This is a genomic window from Mediterraneibacter faecis, assembly GCF_055383675.1.
This window is the reverse complement of the sequence record NZ_AP043803.1, coordinates 857,546-876,164: the sequence shown is the minus strand read 5'-3', so window position 1 is coordinate 876,164 and position 18,619 is coordinate 857,546. Positions and strand designations below refer to the sequence as shown.

The 18,619-nt window shown below is 41.8% G+C and carries 17 protein-coding genes; 2 read left to right on the top strand and 15 right to left on the bottom strand.

Going from position 1 to position 18,619, the window contains the following annotated elements:
• Positions 1 to 273: 273 nt before the first annotated feature.
• The 3 genes from ACZ47Z_RS04180 to ACZ47Z_RS04170 are packed head-to-tail and all read right to left on the bottom strand — an operon-like array spanning position 274 to position 2,292.
• The gene (locus tag ACZ47Z_RS04180) at positions 274 to 804 is read right to left on the bottom strand and encodes a hypothetical protein (protein WP_441910042.1); all 531 of its coding nucleotides are present in this window, start codon (positions 802 to 804) and stop codon (positions 274 to 276) included.
• Positions 795 to 1,460: a J domain-containing protein gene (locus ACZ47Z_RS04175; protein WP_054753811.1), complete on the bottom strand. Its 666-nt coding sequence runs from the start codon at positions 1,458 to 1,460 to the stop codon at positions 795 to 797. Before ACZ47Z_RS04175 ends, ACZ47Z_RS04180 begins: the two co-directional genes overlap by 10 nt.
• Positions 1,441 to 2,292 carry a DUF5685 family protein gene (locus tag ACZ47Z_RS04170; RefSeq protein WP_464525901.1) on the bottom strand — a complete coding sequence of 284 codons (852 nt, stop codon included), beginning with the start codon at positions 2,290 to 2,292 and terminating at the stop codon, positions 1,441 to 1,443. Before ACZ47Z_RS04170 ends, ACZ47Z_RS04175 begins: the two co-directional genes overlap by 20 nt.
• A gap of 257 nt (positions 2,293 to 2,549) precedes the next feature.
• On the opposite strand from ACZ47Z_RS04170, the gene ACZ47Z_RS04165 reads away from it, so the two are divergent.
• On the top strand, positions 2,550 to 3,128 hold the full coding sequence (locus ACZ47Z_RS04165; protein ID WP_054753732.1) for a biotin transporter BioY: 579 nt from the start codon (positions 2,550 to 2,552) through the stop codon (positions 3,126 to 3,128).
• A 205-nt stretch (positions 3,129 to 3,333) separates the two neighbouring features.
• On the opposite strand, the gene ACZ47Z_RS04160 is transcribed toward ACZ47Z_RS04165, so the two are convergent.
• From ACZ47Z_RS04160 to ACZ47Z_RS04130, 7 genes are all read right to left on the bottom strand, one after another.
• Entirely contained in the window at positions 3,334 to 5,484 is a 2,151-nt protein-coding gene (locus tag ACZ47Z_RS04160; RefSeq protein ID WP_227159575.1) for a Tex family protein, read from the bottom strand.
• A 5-nt stretch (positions 5,485 to 5,489) separates the two neighbouring features.
• Complete coding sequence (locus tag ACZ47Z_RS04155; protein ID WP_055166652.1) at positions 5,490 to 7,232, bottom strand: extracellular solute-binding protein; 1,743 nt, start codon at positions 7,230 to 7,232, stop codon at positions 5,490 to 5,492.
• On the bottom strand, positions 7,229 to 8,938 hold the full coding sequence (locus ACZ47Z_RS04150) for a cache domain-containing sensor histidine kinase (RefSeq protein ID WP_081016903.1): 1,710 nt from the start codon (positions 8,936 to 8,938) through the stop codon (positions 7,229 to 7,231). Before ACZ47Z_RS04150 ends, ACZ47Z_RS04155 begins: the two co-directional genes overlap by 4 nt.
• Complete coding sequence (locus ACZ47Z_RS04145; RefSeq protein WP_055166651.1) at positions 8,901 to 10,457, bottom strand: response regulator transcription factor; 1,557 nt, start codon at positions 10,455 to 10,457, stop codon at positions 8,901 to 8,903. The genes ACZ47Z_RS04150 and ACZ47Z_RS04145 overlap by 38 nt, the downstream gene beginning before the upstream one ends.
• Positions 10,458 to 10,754: 297 nt before the next feature.
• A complete protein-coding gene (locus tag ACZ47Z_RS04140) occupies positions 10,755 to 11,591 on the bottom strand; it encodes a carbohydrate ABC transporter permease (protein WP_015529325.1) in 837 nt (278 codons plus the stop codon).
• On the bottom strand, positions 11,591 to 12,433 hold the full coding sequence (locus ACZ47Z_RS04135) for a carbohydrate ABC transporter permease (RefSeq protein WP_020436207.1): 843 nt from the start codon (positions 12,431 to 12,433) through the stop codon (positions 11,591 to 11,593). The genes ACZ47Z_RS04140 and ACZ47Z_RS04135 overlap by 1 nt, the downstream gene beginning before the upstream one ends.
• Positions 12,434 to 12,592: 159 nt before the next feature.
• Positions 12,593 to 13,930 (bottom strand): ABC transporter substrate-binding protein, encoded by a 1,338-nt coding sequence (locus ACZ47Z_RS04130; protein WP_015529323.1) that lies wholly within the window; start codon positions 13,928 to 13,930, stop codon positions 12,593 to 12,595.
• 224 nt (positions 13,931 to 14,154) lie between these two features.
• On the opposite strand from ACZ47Z_RS04130, the gene ACZ47Z_RS04125 reads away from it, so the two are divergent.
• Positions 14,155 to 15,042, top strand: a complete 888-nt coding sequence (locus ACZ47Z_RS04125) for an RluA family pseudouridine synthase (RefSeq protein WP_055148454.1) — start codon at positions 14,155 to 14,157, stop codon at positions 15,040 to 15,042.
• Positions 15,043 to 15,102: 60 nt separating this feature from the next.
• Here the strand turns inward: ACZ47Z_RS04125 and ACZ47Z_RS04120 are convergent, their stop codons facing one another.
• The 5 genes from ACZ47Z_RS04120 to hisF all read right to left on the bottom strand — a co-directional run bounded on the left by ACZ47Z_RS04120 (position 15,103) and on the right by hisF (position 18,614).
• Positions 15,103 to 15,861 carry an ABC transporter permease gene (locus ACZ47Z_RS04120; RefSeq protein ID WP_054753724.1) on the bottom strand — a complete coding sequence of 253 codons (759 nt, stop codon included), beginning with the start codon at positions 15,859 to 15,861 and terminating at the stop codon, positions 15,103 to 15,105.
• Between the two features lie 13 nt (positions 15,862 to 15,874).
• On the bottom strand, positions 15,875 to 16,558 hold the full coding sequence (locus tag ACZ47Z_RS04115) for an ABC transporter ATP-binding protein (protein WP_444317326.1): 684 nt from the start codon (positions 16,556 to 16,558) through the stop codon (positions 15,875 to 15,877).
• Entirely contained in the window at positions 16,558 to 16,920 is a 363-nt protein-coding gene (locus tag ACZ47Z_RS04110; RefSeq protein WP_015529319.1) for a GntR family transcriptional regulator, read from the bottom strand. Before ACZ47Z_RS04110 ends, ACZ47Z_RS04115 begins: the two co-directional genes overlap by 1 nt.
• Before the next feature lie 226 nt (positions 16,921 to 17,146).
• Positions 17,147 to 17,815 (bottom strand): uracil-DNA glycosylase, encoded by a 669-nt coding sequence (locus ACZ47Z_RS04105; protein WP_015529317.1) that lies wholly within the window; start codon positions 17,813 to 17,815, stop codon positions 17,147 to 17,149.
• Between the two features lie 37 nt (positions 17,816 to 17,852).
• Positions 17,853 to 18,614, bottom strand: a complete 762-nt coding sequence (gene hisF / locus ACZ47Z_RS04100) for an imidazole glycerol phosphate synthase subunit HisF (RefSeq protein WP_015529316.1) — start codon at positions 18,612 to 18,614, stop codon at positions 17,853 to 17,855.
• Positions 18,615 to 18,619: the final 5 nt, after the last annotated feature.

The window sequence follows — 18,619 nt, the reverse complement described above, 5'->3', positions numbered from 1 at the left end:
TAATCGATATCACTTGTAGCACTTTCGACTAATATATTGATATTCCTTTTTTCCTACTAGGTTTGTCTTGTTCTTAATAAATTTTTTCAATAATGTTCATTTTCGGTTCAAAAGTTCATCACACTTTTTTCACAAAATACCTCTATACTATAAGTGTTCTTAAAAAGAACACTTTTTCATAAACTTTTTCCCCCTTGAGTCACAGAGATGTGGCTCATTCCTTTTATATAAAGAAAAATCCTGTCTTCTCGACAAGATTTTCTCATACATTCTTTATAGAATACGTTTTCTCCATTTTTCCCATAGGGTTCCCTGAACATACTGATAAGCTTTATCATAAACCAATATTGCTATCTGCCCAACCATTACAGCTACCAAAAGCAACTGATCTGACACTGCTTTCTGAAACAGCATCGAACGGAATCCGAAAAGACACGGAAGATACACCAGATTAAAGATCACATATTTCACAAGCCAGTAAATCCCCATCCTATGTCCCATCTGTGGTCTTTTCGCAAGAAATATCCAGACCGCTTCAATTCCAAGAATATAGAATCCCATCGCAGCAAATGTTATTACATAAAATTTGTTCGGCGTAACCAGGAATCCTAATAAAATTGCTGCCAGATAAAAGGCTGCCCCTGTACGAAGGCCGAACTCACGAATAACAATCCCTACAAAAAATGCCGCTGCTGCCAACAAAAACAATGTATTCGTCTCGATCACGCTTCCAAGTGCCATACACACGACAGTCACCGCAAGGATCAAACCTCCAAATGCCATTTGTTTTGCTTTTACATGCATGAGCAGAGATCGCCTCCCATACATTCACACAATGTGTCCGCAAGCCATAAGTCGCAACACATATTTCCTGTACCACAGGAATTCTGTCCTCCCGGTGCATAGCCGCCACCATACGGACTGTTCTGATACCTTCTGCTATTGAAATCCAACTGATTCAACAGCTGACGAAACTGCAGATTGTTTGGTTCCATATTTACTGCCTGTGCCGCGTGATCCCTCGCCAGAATCTGATTTCCGATTCCTGCATTCGCACAGCCGCTCAGATAATACCACATCGCACTTCTCTGCTGAACCTGATCCAGTGTATTGATTGCCTCTCTGTAACGTCTGCTGTTAATATAATTCGCAGCTGCCTGCAGTTTAGGATCCATCGTTCCATAGCCATAAGAGCTGTTCTGATTTCCATAAGAATAACTTTCAGAGGAACCATATCCATAATTATTCCCGTACGAATTTCCTCCGTTCGCACGCTCTCTCATGATAATATCATACGCTTCCTGTACTTCCTTAAACTTCTCTTCTGCAAGATCTGCTAACGGATTATTCACATTTGCATCCGGGTGATATTTTCTTGTCAGATCCCGATACACTCTCTTTATCTCATCATCCGACGCATTCGGTGACACACCAAGCACATCATATGGATTTTTTGTCATCATTCTTTTCCTCTCTTTTCTTCATCTGAATCTTATTGTAATGATTCCAGACTCCATCATACAGTATATTTCTCAAAATGTCCACGTCAACCAGACATGGCAGTTGTTCAAAACGGACTGTGCTCTCCGCTATCATCATCCGAAGAATCTGTTCCATCTGCACCTCATAATCCGGCCGCTTTGCCAGTTCTTTCAATGGATTGTAGCGATTCTTCTTTCTATCTTCCGGCAGATCCTCATAGGCATCCATCAGATAAATGAATTTTCCGAGATAGAATCCCATCTTTCTGAGCGTCTTCTCCCAGATATCCTCCTTCCAGACAAAAAGCTCCGCCATTAATCTGCCAAAACATCCTGCTGCCCGGTCAATATCCATACTATTCTCACGCTCACATTCTCCAAGTTCCCTCAAAGACTGCTGAATCACCTTGCTCTGCCGCGGATATTTCTCTATAATTTTCTTTGCTTTCCCCTGAATCATGCTCTTTGTCATCAGACTTGAGATCTTGTGATCATCCTGCCAGTCATCTTCCATATGATAATATGCAAGCAGCACATTCATCGCCGCCGCATAAGATGTAATTTCATTCCGCAACATATGTTGCCGCTTCACTGGATGAACCTTACAGCGGTGTTCCTCATGTTTCGCAATTGTCTCATATAAAGAAGATAACAGAATAACTGCAAATGTCATATCATACGTCAATGTCATCTGCCCCATAAATCCATAATCTTCTTTCAATGTCCGGCAAAGTCCACAATAATATGCCCTGTATTTCTTCAGATCTTTTACTTTTAATTCCGGTTCACAGACCGTTACATATCCAAACATGCAATTCCTTTCTCTTCTGGCAATTTTCCTGACTTTATCTATTCTACCTTATTCTTTCCATTTTGCCTATCACATGTCTGCAAAATTAATAAAATTAATAAGTTTTTAATTGTTAACCTTTTTGTATTTTGTAGTTGACAATTAACTTTTCATGAATTATACTAACGAAGGACTCAATCGTTGCCATATTTCAGACAACGATGTTAAAGCTCGCTTGAAACAGCGATAAGTATTAAGATCTAAAGGAGTAAATTGAAATGTCACAGAATGAAACTTCCGGCACAGTTGCCGTAGACAACCAGAAAATAAGAACAAAACAGATGGTACTCATCGCCCTGATGACTGCAGTAACCTGCGTCCTCGGACCACTTTCCATCCCGCTGCCATTCAGCCCTGTTCCGATTTCCCTTACAAACTTTGCAATCTTCCTTGCAATCTTCGTTCTCGGAATGAAATCTGGAACAATCAGCTTTATCATCTACCTCCTACTCGGAGCAGTTGGTGTCCCGGTCTTCTCCTCTTTCCGCGGAGGTTTCCAAGTTCTCGCAGGACCAACCGGTGGATATCTGATCGGATTCATCTTCCTCGCACTGATCATGGGATTTGCACTCGATCACTTTGACCGTAAGCTCGTTCCTACGATCATCGGAATGATCATCGGAATGGCTGTATGTTATGCATTCGGAACTGTATGGCTTGCCAAACTGTTAAGCCTCTCCTTCAAAGAAGGTCTTATGATGGGTGTTATTCCATACCTTCCGGGAGATGCAGCTAAAATCATCATCGCAGCAATCGTAGGACCAAAACTTTACGGAGCAACACAGAAAATTCGATAGTTATATTAAGAACTTGAAAGAGGACAGTCACTTTAATAATAATTGTTATTAAAATGACTATCCTCTTTTTATATTTTTTTCGAATCCGTCTCCTCGAAGCAAATACTTTCGGTTTGAATAATGTAAGTGAGGTAGCGGGCCGGTGTCCGATGCAATAAAGAAACTTCCTCACGCATCTTAATCAAACCAAAATACTTACTTAACCTTAAATCCCTCTCATCGTCAGCTGAATCCTCTTTTTCTTCAGATCCACACTCATCACCTTCACATCCACAATATCTCCAACACTGACTGCTTCCAGCGGATGTTTGATATATCTGTCTGTAATCTGGGAAATGTGTACAAGTCCGTCCTGATGAACTCCGATATCCACAAATACTCCAAAGTCGATCACATTTCTTACAGTCCCCTTCAGCACCATACCTTCCTTCAGATCTTTCATCTCAAGGACATCTGTGCGAAGGATTGGCTTTGGCATCTCATCACGCGGATCACGCGCCGGTTTCTCAAGCTCCTTGACAATATCACGAAGCGTAATCTCACCGATTCCAAGCTCTTCTGCAAGCTTCTTATAATCTCCGATTGTAAGACCAAGTCCTGTCAGCTGATGTGCTGTGATAGCATCTGCTTCGTACCCTTGCTTCTTCAACAGCTTTTCTGCTGCAGCATAAGATTCCGGATGAACACCTGTAGCATCAAGTGGATTCTTACCTTCGGAAATACGCATAAAACCTGCGCACTGCTCGAACGCTTTCGGTCCGAGTTTCGGTACTTTAAGCAATTCTTTTCTGTCTGTAAAACGACCGTTTTCTTCTCTGTAAGCCACAATATTTTTTGCGATTGCACTGCTGATTCCTGAGATGTAAGAAAGTAACGGTGCAGAAGCAGTATTTAAATCTACTCCAACTTTATTTACGCAATCCTCTACAACTCCGTTTAAAGACTCCCCAAGCTTCTTCTGGTTCATATCATGCTGATACTGGCCGACACCGATGGATTTCGGATCAATCTTTACAAGCTCTGCAAGCGGATCCTGCAGACGGCGTGCGATTGATGCCGCGCTTCTCTGTCCCACATCAAATTTCGGGAATTCTTCTGTTGCCAGCTTACTTGCAGAATAGACAGATGCTCCCGCCTCATTAACGATCACATACTGTACCTTCTCCGGAATCTCTTTCAGAAGCTCTACGATAAACTGTTCTGATTCACGGGAAGCAGTACCATTTCCAAGAGAGATCAGAGAAACGTGATACTTCGGAATAATCTTCTTAAGCAGATCTTTACTTGCCTGGATCTTCTTCTCTGTTGTCGGTGCAGTCGGATAAATAACGGTTGTTCCGATTACCTTTCCTGTCTCATCAACAACTGCCAGCTTGCATCCCGTACGGAAAGCCGGATCCCAGCCAAGCACAACCTTGCCTGCAATCGGCGGCTGCATCAGGAGCTGATGAAGGTTCTTTCCAAACACTTCGATTGCCCCGTCTTCTGCCTTCTCTGTCAGTTCGTTTCTGACCTCACGCTCAATAGCCGGTCCGATCAGACGGTTGTAACTGTCTGCAATTGTCTCTTTCAATACCGGTGTTGTATAAGGATTCTCTGTACGGATCACTTTTCTCTCAAGATATCTTAAAATATCTTCTTCCGGTGCTTCCACCTTCACTGTCAGGAATTTCTCTTTCTCACCACGGTTCAATGCAAGAATTCGATGTCCTGCAAGCTTCGCAACGGCTTCTTCAAACTCATAATACATCTCATAAACAGACTCTGCCTCCGGATCCTTCGCCTGAGAAGTAACCTTTCCTTTTCTCATTGTCGTCTCTCGGATCCAGGTTCTGTAAGCTGCCTCATCTGAAATGCTTTCTGCAATAATATCACACGCTCCGCTGATTGCATCCTTTGCACTTTCCACACCTTTTTCTTCGGAAATATACGCTTCCGCTGCCTTCTCAAGCGGCTCTTTTGTCTTCTGCAATGTGATCAGTGCAGCTAATGGCTCAAGTCCCTTTTCCTTCGCGATTGTCGCACGGGTACGTCGTTTCGGACGATACGGACGATACAGGTCTTCTACTGCCACAAGTGTTTCCGCTGCCAGAATCTGTTTCTTTAATTCTTCTGTCAGTTTTCCCTGCTCCTCGATACTTGAGATTACCTGTTCTTTCTTCTCTTCCAGATTTCTTAAATACACCAGACGCTCATATAGCTTTCTCAATTGTTCGTCATTCAGTTCTCCGGTTGCTTCTTTCCTATATCTTGAAATAAATGGAATCGTATTGCCTTCATCGATCAGCTGTACTGCCGCATCGATCTGCCAGCGTTTTACATCCAGTTCTTCTGTCAGTCTCTGATTAATATCCATTCTTTTTAGTCCTTTCCACTTTCATAGGCATTCTGTACCTGTTCGGTCAGCTCTTTTCCGCCGTTCGCATACCATTCTACCACAAAAGTATCAAAGTAATCCACTGGTTTCTCCCCACTGATAATCTGAAGAAACGCTTCATTCTCCAGTTCTTGTAATTCCTGCGGGATTTCGGCATTTACGTTTTCCAAAGGCAGTGTCTGTGCACTTCGTATTCCCGCTTTCTGCAGTTCCCCCACTGCCTCAATTCTTGATGCATAAGCTGCCCAGCCATTTGCCGTTGTCAACTGTCCATTCAAAAATGATTTACATGTATCATAATAAGATTTTTCTAGTCCACTCAATTCCGACACATCAAGCGTTTTATCCAACGCTGCCTGAATATGTTCCGTTGTCCGATAAAGTGCATCCTCATAATCCACATTAATATTCAGCGGACGGGCCGTCGGATCTACATTAATGGAAAAATAGTCATTCACCTCTCTTGCTGAAGCATCATTTGCATATCTGGACTGATCAAAAATAGCACTCACATACTTTGCTACAATTTCCGGATGCTCATATCCTTTGCGTACCACCACATACATCCACTGATCATACGATTCAAAAACTGATATCTTCTGTGTCTCATTCACTTGTTCTTTGTCTAAAAGATACGGTTTCCACTCTGCATTTGAATCGACACTATATGCCGCACTAAGCGGATTATTCGGAGCCCACCAACGTCCGTAGATTGCTCCGCAATGTCCGGTTTTTAACAGATTATCTATGTTTTCCGTCTTTCTCAACAAGAATCTCTGGTCGAGTATCCCATCCTCATATAGATTACGAAGCTTTGAAAGTGCTTCTTTTGTTTCCTGCGTTACTGACCCATAAACTACATCTCCACTTTCATCCAGAATCCAGTGACATGGCATTGCACCTGCATGTATAAACGCTGAATCCACTCCATAAGTCTGGTCCGCCCCGGCAATCACATCTGTACTACAGGCAAGACCAATCGTCTGACCGTCTCCTGCTGCATCTTGTTCTACAAATGCACGCACTATCTCCAACGCTTCTTCTACCGTTTCCGGTTCCTTCAATCCCAACTTCTCAATCCAGTCTTTCCTCAACCAGAGAAGTGGAGCTCCGTCATCGATCACCGTATTCGGAAATGCATACAACTTTCCATCAACTGTTGCAGATTGTAAGAGAGAATCTCCATAACTGTCATACATTTCTTTGATTGTATCTGTCGTACACTCTTCATAAGTTTCTGTGAGGTCTTCAATCATACCTGCTTCAATCAGGCGGAGCAGGTTATCTCTTCCCTTCACGACAAGCACATCCGGAATATCTCGATCTTCAATCGCTACATTGACTGCCTCTTCATACGTATTGCCATCCTGCAATTCAAAGACATCTGCATTTTTAATATTAAGCACTTTCTTCAGATATCTCGTATACGCATTGTTTTCGTACGTATTTCCCACCGGGAGATTCGAATTATTTGCTCCTGCAATCTTGCCAAGTGTATACGTGACTGTCTCAGGATATTTTCCAAGCGGCGTATGCATTGCTTCATACATCTGTTTTCTTTTCCCTTCAGCTGCTTCGCCTGCACCAGACTCACTTTGAGATGCATCTGACTGTTCCATCTGTCTTTGACTTTCTTTTGATTCAAAACAAGTTCCGCACCAAAGTATCATCAACAAAATTAATACAAGCTGGGCTGAAAGAATTCGCTTTTTCCTATCGTTTTTCATAGCACCTTTGCCTCCGTCTTCTTCGGAATCCGGATAAAGACACGCGTTCCTTTTCCAGGAGTGCTTTCTATCTTCATCTCACCTTTCTCTCCGTAAAGAACATGGATTCTGTCACAGACATTTCGCACGCCATAACCGGACGACTGATAGGTCAGGATCTGATCTGCCTTTTCCTGCGTCATTCCTGCTCCGTTGTCCCTGATTTCAAAGAAAATATGCTCATTTTCTTCACGAATCGTCAGCCACAATGTTGGATCCTCATTATCTGACACATCGATTCCGTGATCGATTGCATTTTCTGCCAGCGGCTGCAGGATCAGCTTCGGTATCATATAATCATTAAGACCGTCTGAAATCTGTTCGACCACACGGAACTCGTTATCATGCATAACCAACTGGATCTTGAGGTATGCACGGATATTATCAATTTCTTTTGCCACTGTAGTCATTGTTTCACCACGATTCAGGCTTGTTCTATAATAAGTAGACAGTGCCAATGTCACATAACTGATTTCATCCTCCCCCGCTTCAATTGCTTTCCAGTTGATAATAGAAAGTGAATTGTAAAGGAAATGTGGATTGATCTGTGCCTGTAGCGCTCTCATCTCACTATTCTGAAGCTGGATCTTACTCTCATATACTTCTGAGATCAAATGGTTCATCTGATCCATCATGCGCTGGAATGACCGAATCAACACACCAACCTCATCCTTGGACTTACTCTGCACCGTAACCTTGCGAAGTCCCATATTGATCTGGTTCATATTCTCTGTCAATAATTCCAACTGTGACACCATACGGATGGAGAAAACATACCCTAAAAGACTCAAAAGGAGAACACTGATTAAAATTAACGGAATATTTTTAAGCAAAAGCTTATGGATTGCATTTTCACTTACCGCCTTCGGACGATAGATATAGAAATTCCATCCGGTATCTTTCATTGTTCTCTGTGAAATATAATACTTATCACTGATATCCTTAAGATTCTCAATATTCTTTGGACGATATTTTTTATCCATAGAACAATCCGCATAAACAACATTTCCATTATCGTCCATAATCATGCCACCTGTATTATCTGTAATCTGACTCATGAATGGACTAAGAACTTTTTCATAATCCAGACGCATCTCCAATACTGCTTTGATCGTATCATTATCGTAGAATTTTCGACTGGCAATGATTGATTTATTTCCCCCACGAGTAATGCTCCACTGCATCAGCGTTCCTTCATTCAGTCTGGAATACCACTGTTGATTCTCCGCTTCTGACATTGGAAGAAGTGTATCTCCATGTGGCACTTCTATATTGTCAGAATACAGCGTAATACTCCGAATCTCTTTGTGATAGATGGTCGGCATCTGAAGCAACGGATCTGCTACTTTCACATATTTCAAATATTTCTCATAATCTGATTCCATTTCCGTATCGAAAATATTCCTGAGACTTTGTGAATAGGATAAATAATCGACCAGATTTTCATAAATCTGTGACTGGTTCTCAATTGAGTTCACCGACTGCTCCAGTATTTTTTCCAGGTTATACTGTTCCTTTTCTCTCAGCTGATTCGTCATGCCATATTGCATAGAAAAAGCCAGGAATACAACCGGCACCAATCCTGCAATCAACATCAAAACTGACAGTTTCTTACGGAATTTCAGATTTTCAAATCGATGGAGCAGCTTCCGTATTTGTTTTTTCATCCGCCTCTGTTCCTTTCCTGCATGCTTCCGGTGTGTCTCCGAAAAATTCCCGGAAGCTTCTGCAGAAGTATGAGTTATTGGAAAATCCTACTTCTTTTGCAATTCCGGAGATCTTCATATTCGTTGTCTCAAGAAGTTCTTTCGCTTTTTCCATCCGCACTTCACGGATAAAGCGGTTCAGTGTCACTCCCGTTTCTTCTTTGAACACAGCACTCAAATATCCGGGAGAAAGAAATACCATTGCTGAAAGCGTCTCTGCTCCAAGATTCCTCTCCTGGTAGTGATGATAAATGTAACTTTTTACTTTCGTAATCTCTGAACGGAATCCGTCTTCCTGTTCCTGTATACAGTGTTCATATTCCTGAAGTGCTTCATCTACTATAGTGATCACATCCTTCAGGTTTTTGCAACGATATAACCGATCCACTCTCTTCGAAAGCATTTTCTCATCCATTTCATCCATCTGATCAAGCAATTCTTTTAAAATTCCGGAAAATACAAACTTTACATACATATCTGAAAACTGCTTATTGGCACGGTATTTATCTTCCAATTTCTGAAAATCCTGACGGAGATGGGGCAGATCTTTATATTGAATATCATTCGTGATCTGTTCCATGATTTCAGAATCTTCTGCCGGGTCTGCTTTCTTCTCTTCCTGCTTTTCTCCGTGAAAAAATAAATGCTGATGTGGCTGGTAGAACTGCTCTTCCAGCATTCCTTCCAGGGCTTTAAACTCCTCTGCCAGATTCTTTCTATCCTCAATTTCTTTACTGACCGCAAAATAACATTCACTGTCAAACTGATGCGCAAAGAACCGATACATTTTCTCTACAACCACATGATAGTCTGTATACTTCTCCGGGAACAGAAAGATGGACTCATTTGAATTCAGATTCACATAATAAAATTCTCTCTGCACCTCTTCCTTCAGACTTGTCAGAAAATGTTCCTCCTCCGTCTCAAAAAAACCATTGGATGCACTGACAAGAACCATGCGCGAAAACTGTGAAACATCGTCTTCTGTTTCATCCGTTAATTTCTCAAGTTGAACAAAATCCTCTTCTTTTCCCGAATATAGATATCTCAGGAAGAAGTATTTCTTCAGATAATCTTCTTTTCTGTTCTGCTGCTTTTGCTTCTCTTCCTTAGATGAGATATTTTCCATCACTCGTTGAAAGGTCTTATGAAATTCGTTCGGATCGACCGGCTTTAGGACATAATCCACGACACCATATCGCAGAGCCTCTCTCGCGTAGGAAAAATCATTATATCCGCTGAAAATCACGATTTCCATCTCCGGATGATCTTCTCTTGCTGCTTTTGTCAGTTCCAGTCCGTTCATGTAAGGCATCTTTACATCCGAAAATAAAATATCTACATGATTCGAAGCCAGTATACCAAGTGCATCCTTTCCATTCGCCGCTTCTAAAATCTGGAAGTCTCCCTCTCTTTTCAGCAGAAAACGGATTCCCCTTCTCTCCAGTTTTTCATCATCTACGATCAGTATTGTAATCATTCCCCCGCGCCTCCCACACGCTCACTTTATATTTTCACTATTTCTTTTATAACGTCCGAAAACAGCAGGGAATGATCACTCACTCTCTGCTGTCTTTTTTAAGTTTTTATAATTCTATTTTAATTCATCTCTCAGCCATTGTCTATACTAGCCTTTGTTACTGTTCACACGATGTGCGACCAGCAACGCATCTCGCCATTTTAAATCGCCTTTGGCGATGGGGCGAGATGCATTCAAGTCAAAACACGCATCCTCCGTGTCAATCAGCGGAGTGATTGACACGGGAGTGAACAGTAACTAGCCTTTAACTGCTCCTGCTACAACACCTTCGATAATATATCTCTGGCAGAACAGGTAGAAGATGATGATCGGCACGATTGCAAGAACCAAAGTTCCCATCATTGCTCCCATATCTACGGAACCATATCCACCTTTCAGATACTGGACTGCCATCGGCACTGTCTTATATTTTCTCTGATCCAATACAAGTGATGGAAGCAGATAGTCGTTCCAGATCCACATTGCCTGAAGAATTGTAACAGTTACACAAGTCGGCTTTGCAATCGGAAGTACAACTTTGAAGAATGTCTGGATTGGTGTACATCCATCGATCATCGCAGCTTCTTCAATCTCCAGTGGAATGGATTTCATGAATCCAGTGAACATAAAGACGGAAAGTCCTGCACCAAATCCAAGATAGATCACAATCAGTCCCCATGGATTTCCCATATGAAGCATATTTGCAATCTTAGATAATGTAAACATTTCCATCTGGAATGGTACGATCATTGCAAACAGACAAAGCATATATAAGACTTTTGTGAACTTTGTCTTCACACGACAGATATACCATGCACACATGGAGCAGCATAAGATGATCACTGCTACAGATAAGATTGTGATAAACAAACTCCATCCAAATGCCTGAATCAATCCTGTCTGTTTAATACCACGGATATAGTTCTCTAATCCGACATACATCTTTCCGGTCGGTATCTCGAACGGGGCTTTACTGATATAGGCTTTTTTCTTAAAGGAGTTGATAAATACCAGTACGATCGGATACAGATACAGCAGACTGAGTACTGTAAAAATAACGGTTAATAATGTGCCATGTTTTACTTTTTTATTCATTACTGCTGCACCTCCTTTGATGTTGTCATTTTATTCTGAATTAATGCGATCACTCCTACAATAATGAAGAAGATAACTGCTTTTGCCTGTCCTACACCTTCCCAACCGGTTCTTCCATAGAATGTATTATAAATATTCAGGGCAAGCATTTCTGACATCTTGTCCGGTCCACCGTTTGTCAATGCAAGGTTCTGATCGAAAAGTTTGAATCCGTTTGTAAGTGTCAGGAAAGTACAGATTGTGATGGATGGCATAACCATCGGAATTGTAACATATCTTAAAAGCTGTACTTTATTTGCTCCGTCGATCTCCGCTGCCTCGATCAGCTCTCCAGGAATATTCTGAATACCTGAGATGTAGATGATCATCATGTATCCAATCTGCTGCCAGAGCATCAGGATAACTAATCCCCAGAAACCATATTTTGAAGAATATGTAAGTGTTTTCTGGAAATGTGCCAGAATACCGTTTAATAACAGCTGCCATACATATCCAAGTACGATACCACCGATCAGATTTGGCATAAAGAATACGGTACGGAAAATATTAGTTCCCTTAATCTTCTTTGTCAAAAGCATTGCTACCGCAAAAGCGAAAATGTTGATCAGTAATACTGTTACGATCGTAAATAATGCAGTAAACCAGAGAGAGTGAAGGAAATCCCCATCTCCCAGTATCTTTGCATAGTTGCCAAGTCCAATAAATCTGGCATCTGTTACCGTTGTAAACTTGCAGAACGAAAGGTATACACCTAACACGAATGGTGCAAGGAAACCTATCGTGAATGCAATCAGCGTCGGCAATACAAATACCGGAAAATATCTTTTTATAGCTTTTTGCATGTTCTTCTCCTCCTGTCTCTCTTTCTGTAAAAAGGTCTGTCTCTTTTTACACTTCTAATAACACACTTTCAGCCTGCCCCCGGTATTCTCGTTGGCAGGCTGCATACTATTTCTCTATTTCACAGCCTTTTTATCTGTCGGTCCTGTGAAAAGCCTTTTTTATTCATTTGCTGCTGCGTATTCTTCAGCCCATCCATCAACGAATGCTGTCTGTACACTATCCCATGTGCCTGTGCCCTGTGCATAGTTCAGAAGAGCACCACCAAGATTGTTCTTCCAGTTCTCAGATGGCATTGTTGTAAAGTTCCAGCTTACTGGTGTCTTTCCAGCCTCTGTGTACTCGGCATTTGCTTTTACAAGCGGGTTGTCCGGAAGGTAATCTGCGAATGTTGTAAACGGTGTTACGAATCCCATCTGATTTGCCAGCATGTCACGACCTTCGTCACTCTCAACTACCCATTTCATGAAATCAAGTGTTGCCTGAATATCTTCTTCAGAAGCGTTTTTATTTACACACCAGTAGTTCTCTGATCCTGTACAAAGTCCCTGGTTCTCTTCTCCATCAACTCCGATGTAGATTGGAAGCATTCCCATATCTTCTTCTGCTACTTCGTTATCTTTGATATCATTGTAAGCCCATGTACCATTCTGATAGAATACTGCTTCACCAAGTGAGAATTCGCTTGCTGCGTCATCTCCTGTCTTAGAAGAGATCATAGATGGCTCACATGTAGAGTTGTTCAGATACAGATCCCAGATCTGTTTGTAGTTGTCAAGGTATGTTCCCTTGATAGCATCTGTACTATCAATTCCGTCTGCCTTGTACTCATAGTAAATTGGCAGGTTTGCAAGGTGAGTCTTGAATCTCCAGTCAGAAGAAGAATCCATTCCTGCTGAAGTGAAAGCTCCTTCTACTCCAAGATCATCTTTATGTGCCTGAATCTCTTCTGCTGCTGTCTTAAGTGCCTGGAAGTTATTCAGCTCATCGATGGATTTGATGCTTGCATCCGGCAGTTCGAAGTATTTGTTCAGAAGTGCTTTGTTGTAGATCAGACCATAAGTCTCAATAACATAAGCGATTCCGTCTACTGCATCACCATCTTTTAATACATAGTCATCAGACTCAACGTCTTTGTAAACGTCACTTTTTGAAAGGTCATAGCAATAATCCTTCCATGTAGCAAGTCCAACCGGTCCGTTTACCTGGAACAATGTTGGGGCCTCGTCTTTTGCCATCTCTGATTTCAGCTGTGACTCGTATGTTCCTGATGCAGCTGTCTGTACATCAACCTTAACACCAGTTTCATCTGTGTACTCTTTAGCAAGTTCTACCCACTGATCAGCCTGCTCTGGTTTGAAGTTCAGATAATAAACTTTTCCGGATGACTTATCTCCTTTCGCTGTTTCATCTCCGCCTGATGTGCTTCCACATCCTGCAAGCATTCCGCCTGCCATTGAAGCTGCAAGTACAAGTGCAAGAATCTTTTTCTTCTTCATAATAGAATCCTCCTTTTATTACTACTTGTCTTTGTTTTTCTTGATAGTGTTATTATAATAAAAAGTGCCAAAATAAGATATAATAAAATTCCAAGAAACATAACACTATTTCAAGATTATTGTAATTTTTGAAAATTTTGTGTATGATACAAGAGTTCATAAAGAGTCAAATCGGAAAGGATGTGTCTGTTTTTATGCTATCAGACACGACAGGATAGAAAAAGATGGATCGTACGATCAACTATCAGATAACAGAAGAAGCGGACGGCCTGCGTATCGAGCAGTTCCTGCGTCACCAGGGCTACTCCTACCAGAACATCACTCAGTTAAAAAAGATGCCGGAAAGCATTTTAAAAAACGGAGTCTGGGAATATATGCGTTCACTACTTGCTACCGGAGATATTCTCACAGTACATATTCAGGAAAATGAAAGTTCACCGAATATTCCTCCTGTCGAACTGCCGCTTAGCATTATATATGAAGATGAAGATATCCTTGTTGTCAACAAACCTGCCGGAATGCCGATCCATCCATCACTGAATAATTATGAGAATTCTCTGGCAAATGGACTAATGTGGTATTATACAGAGCAAGGAAAGCCTTTTATCTTCCGCTGCACGAACCGCCTGGACCGTGACACTTCAGGACTGACCGTCATTGCCAAGCACCTGATCAGTTCCAGCATCCTATCTTCCATGGGCGCACGACACGAGATCAAGCGTGAATATCTCGCGATCGTCCGTGGCAGTGTAACACCTCCATCCGGCACGATTGATGCACCACTCGCCCGCACCGGCAGTTCCATGATTGAGCGAAAAGTAGACTTCAAGCATGGAGAGCGTGCAGTCACACATTATAAAGTTGTAGAAGAAAAAAACGGGCACAGCCTTGTCTCTCTTATCTTAGAGACCGGCCGTACCCATCAGATCCGTGTCCATATGCAATATTTAGGATTCCCACTTGTCGGTGATTATCTATATAATCCGGATATGGAATACATCCACCGCCAGGCATTACATTCCTGGAAGCTCTCCTTTATTCATCCGATCACAAAGGAGCCGATGGAATTCACAGCGGAATTACCGAAAGATATGAAGAAGATTCTTATTTAAAGAACACTATGCGCGAAAACACTCCCCACCACAAATCAGGGAGTGTTTTTCTATCTATTCTTATACACTAAGCTTCTTATCTGCCATCCATCCACTAAGTAAAAATACCGCTACACAGATTATAATGTAGTATACAAGATATCCGACGCCAAAGAATGAATTTCCTGCTACTTCCACATTCGGAAGTACATTGCTGATCAGATTATAAATCTTTTCTATTATAAATGTAATCACAAAGAAAGCTACGATTGAGATTCCTCCTGCATATTTTGAATCCCTTAAAATAGTTCGAGAAACGATTACCGCAAGATAACCAACCATCACAACCTCTGTCCATCCGACAAAGATGCAGAGAAGATTCCAGACAATCTGTGCGATCAGCTGCCCTTCGCCTGACACTCGTATAAAACTATCTCTTATGATCGCAAATACATTTCCAAGTTCTCCGACATACTGGATCGTCCCTACAAAACAAAGCAGTCCGGCAATCGCATAAAGTGCAAACACGAAAAACATCTGTGCGATCGCTACAACAAATTTTGCTCCAAGAATTTCCCATACGGATTTCGGAGTCATCCAGATCATATAGCTTTGCTTTGTTTTCAAATCTCTGTTCAGAATCAGAATACTCTCAATTCCCATATAGAACACTACAAAATACGATCCGACTAATAAAAGCGTTGCACTGATTCCCATCAATGCATCCTTTTCAACCAGCATACCTCCAAGAAATGTAAGCACACAGACAGCTAAAGCTACCATAACAATCATTCTCGAAGTCCGCTGTTTCTTCCATTCATATTTCATTAATTTTCCCATCGATACTCCCTCCTTACATCTTCTGCAGATAAAGCTCTGCAAGTGAATTTCCCGTTGTCATTCTCTCTGTTTCAACATTCACGACATCCACAAGCTGTCCATCTTTTATAAAAATCGCATCCTCAATAAAGCTTTCTACCTCTTCAATCAGATGGGTAGAGATCACCATTGTACGATTCTCATCTGCTTCTTCCAGGATCAAAGCAATGATCTCTTCTCTCGCTTTATAGTCCACACCGTTCAAAGGCTCATCTAACAAGAGAAGATCTGCTTTTCTTGCCAATGTTGCAGCCGCTTTCAGCTTGGCATTCATTCCGCTTGACATTGCAGATGCTTTCATCTCTTCATTCAAGCCCAGGCGTTCAATTGTTTTTCTAAACTGCTCTCTGTCAAAATCCTCAAAGAAATCTGCATAATATTCTTCTACATCTTTTACCTTCATATAACTATAGAAAAATGGTTCCGTTGACATATACGCAATGGATGCTTTGTCCTGATAGCTAAGCGGATGTCCCTCAAATAAAATCTCTCCCTCTGTTGGCTGTGTCAGTCCCGCTGCCATCTTCATAAGTGTCGTCTTACCACTTCCATTTTCTCCGAGAAGACCATAAATCGTGCCCTTTTTCAACTTCAAAGTAAGCTCTTTAACTGCTTCTTTATTCCCGAATTTCTTTGTGATATTTCTGTACTCTAACATTATTTCTGCTCCTCCTCGTAATCGGCAATCTGCTCAATAATCTCGCCTTTCTGAAAGCCAAGATCACGCATCTCGTGTACAAAATTCTTCAACAGCTCTTCTGCCATCTCCTTCTTCACATTGTCAAACATATACTCCTCCTCCGACACAAATGTACCGATTCCACGCTTCGTGTAACAATATCCTGCCATCTCCATCTCCCGGTAGATTCTCGCCGCTGTGTTCTGATTCACTTTATACAAAACTGCAAGCTCCCTGTTCGATGGCATCTTCTCACCCGGTTTCAACTCGCCCTTTACCATCTTTTTCTTAAGCTCGTTGATCACCTGAAGATAGATTGGACTTCCTGAATTATATTCCATGTGATTCCTCCATTTATCTTTTTTGCATTTGCTGTATCAGTGCTATAGTTAGATAGTACACTAGGTTTTTAGTTTTGTCAATATAAATATAGACATTTTCTCTTTGATTGATGGTTATTCTGACGACAGCCAGTTTGATTGTTTTAATTTTGAATTATACACATAAAAAATAAACGTCCTTGCTTTGGCCAGCAGACGTCTATTTTTAATACTTTGCTACTATGATTTACTCAATCTGCCAGTCAATCGGCTCGATTCCATTCTTCTCCAGAAATGCATTTGTCTGACTAAATGGCTTGCTTCCAAAGAAACCTCTGTAAGCAGCCAGCGGGCTTGGATGCGGTGCTTCCAGAATAAGATGCTTTGGATTCGTAAGCATTCTCTTCTTCCTCTGTGCAGGAGCTCCCCACAGAATAAAGACAATCGGTCTGTCCTGGCTGTTCAGTGCCAGAATCGCTGCATCTGTGAATTCTTCCCATCCGATTCCTCTGTGAGAGTTCGCCTGATGTGCTCGTACTGTCAGCACAGTGTTCAACATTAATACACCCTGCTCGGCCCATTTTGTCAGGCATCCATGATTTGGAATCGTGCATCCAAGATCATCATGCAGTTCTTTATAGATATTCACAAGTGACGGCGGGATATCCACACCTTTCTGCACGGAAAAGCTTAATCCATGTGCCTGACCGTTATTATGATAAGGATCCTGTCCAAGGATCACAACCTTCACATCCTTCAGCGGAGTCAGATGAAATGCATTGAAAATATCCTGTGCCGGTGGAAAAATCAGTTTTGTCCTGTATTCCTCATTTACCGTCTCAAATAATTTCCTATAATAAGGCTTAGAAAACTCACCTTTTAATGCCTCATACCAGTCTCCGTTCAAACCACTCATAGTTCCTGCTCTCCTCTTCTTTCTGCTTAACCATTCTCTACAGTCTGACAGAAATTCCTTCGTTTCTTAAATACTCTTTTACTTCTTTAATTTCCAATTCCTTATAATGGAACAAAGATGCTGCCAGTGCCGCATCTGCACCACCGTCTGTCAGTGCCTCTTTAAAATGCTCCAACGTTCCGGCTCCACCGGACGCGATTACAGGAATCGATACACTGTCAGCAATCGCACGTGTCAGTTCCAGATCATATCCAGCCTTCGTTCCGTCACCGTCCATACTTGTCAGAAGGATCTCACCTGCACCAAGGGACTCTACTTTCTTCGCCCACTCAACTGCATCGATACCGACATCCAGACGTCCACCGTTCTTATAAATATTCCATCCTGTTCCGTCTGCTCTTTTCTTTGCATCAATCGCCACTACTACACACTGGCTTCCAAACTTCTCTGCCGCTTCACGGATTAGCTCCGGTCTGTTGATTGCAGAAGAATTGATTGAAATCTTATCCGCACCTTCTCTTAACAATGCACGGAAATCATCAACTGTCCGGATTCCTCCGCCGACAGTAAACGGAATAAACACACATTCCGCAACCTTTCGTACCATATCAACAACTGTTCCTCTATCATCTGAAGAAGCTGTGATATCCAGAAATACAAGTTCATCAGCTCCTGCCTTATCATATGCCTTTGCAATCTCCACCGGGTCTCCGGCATCCTGAAGATCAACAAAATTCACACCTTTTACAACACGTCCGGCATTCACATCCAGACATGGGATAATTCTTTTTGTAAACATTCTCG

Coding starts and splice junctions, on each gene's coding strand:
- ACZ47Z_RS04180 (WP_441910042.1), bottom strand. CDS start 804: ATGCATGTAAAAGCAAAACAAATGGCATTTGGAGGTTTGATCCTTGCG.
- ACZ47Z_RS04175 (WP_054753811.1), bottom strand. CDS start 1,460: ATGACAAAAAATCCATATGATGTGCTTGGTGTGTCACCGAATGCGTCG.
- ACZ47Z_RS04170 (WP_464525901.1), bottom strand. CDS start 2,292: ATGTTTGGATATGTAACGGTCTGTGAACCGGAATTAAAAGTAAAAGAT.
- ACZ47Z_RS04165 (WP_054753732.1), top strand. CDS start 2,550: ATGTCACAGAATGAAACTTCCGGCACAGTTGCCGTAGACAACCAGAAA.
- ACZ47Z_RS04160 (WP_227159575.1), bottom strand. CDS start 5,484: ATGGATATTAATCAGAGACTGACAGAAGAACTGGATGTAAAACGCTGG.
- ACZ47Z_RS04155 (WP_055166652.1), bottom strand. CDS start 7,232: ATGAAAAACGATAGGAAAAAGCGAATTCTTTCAGCCCAGCTTGTATTA.
- ACZ47Z_RS04150 (WP_081016903.1), bottom strand. CDS start 8,938: ATGAAAAAACAAATACGGAAGCTGCTCCATCGATTTGAAAATCTGAAA.
- ACZ47Z_RS04145 (WP_055166651.1), bottom strand. CDS start 10,457: ATGATTACAATACTGATCGTAGATGATGAAAAACTGGAGAGAAGGGGA.
- ACZ47Z_RS04140 (WP_015529325.1), bottom strand. CDS start 11,591: ATGAATAAAAAAGTAAAACATGGCACATTATTAACCGTTATTTTTACA.
- ACZ47Z_RS04135 (WP_020436207.1), bottom strand. CDS start 12,433: ATGCAAAAAGCTATAAAAAGATATTTTCCGGTATTTGTATTGCCGACG.
- ACZ47Z_RS04130 (WP_015529323.1), bottom strand. CDS start 13,930: ATGAAGAAGAAAAAGATTCTTGCACTTGTACTTGCAGCTTCAATGGCA.
- ACZ47Z_RS04125 (WP_055148454.1), top strand. CDS start 14,155: ATGGATCGTACGATCAACTATCAGATAACAGAAGAAGCGGACGGCCTG.
- ACZ47Z_RS04120 (WP_054753724.1), bottom strand. CDS start 15,861: ATGGGAAAATTAATGAAATATGAATGGAAGAAACAGCGGACTTCGAGA.
- ACZ47Z_RS04115 (WP_444317326.1), bottom strand. CDS start 16,558: ATGTTAGAGTACAGAAATATCACAAAGAAATTCGGGAATAAAGAAGCA.
- ACZ47Z_RS04110 (WP_015529319.1), bottom strand. CDS start 16,920: ATGGAATATAATTCAGGAAGTCCAATCTATCTTCAGGTGATCAACGAG.
- ACZ47Z_RS04105 (WP_015529317.1), bottom strand. CDS start 17,815: ATGAGTGGTTTGAACGGAGACTGGTATGAGGCATTAAAAGGTGAGTTT.
- hisF (WP_015529316.1), bottom strand. CDS start 18,614: ATGTTTACAAAAAGAATTATCCCATGTCTGGATGTGAATGCCGGACGT.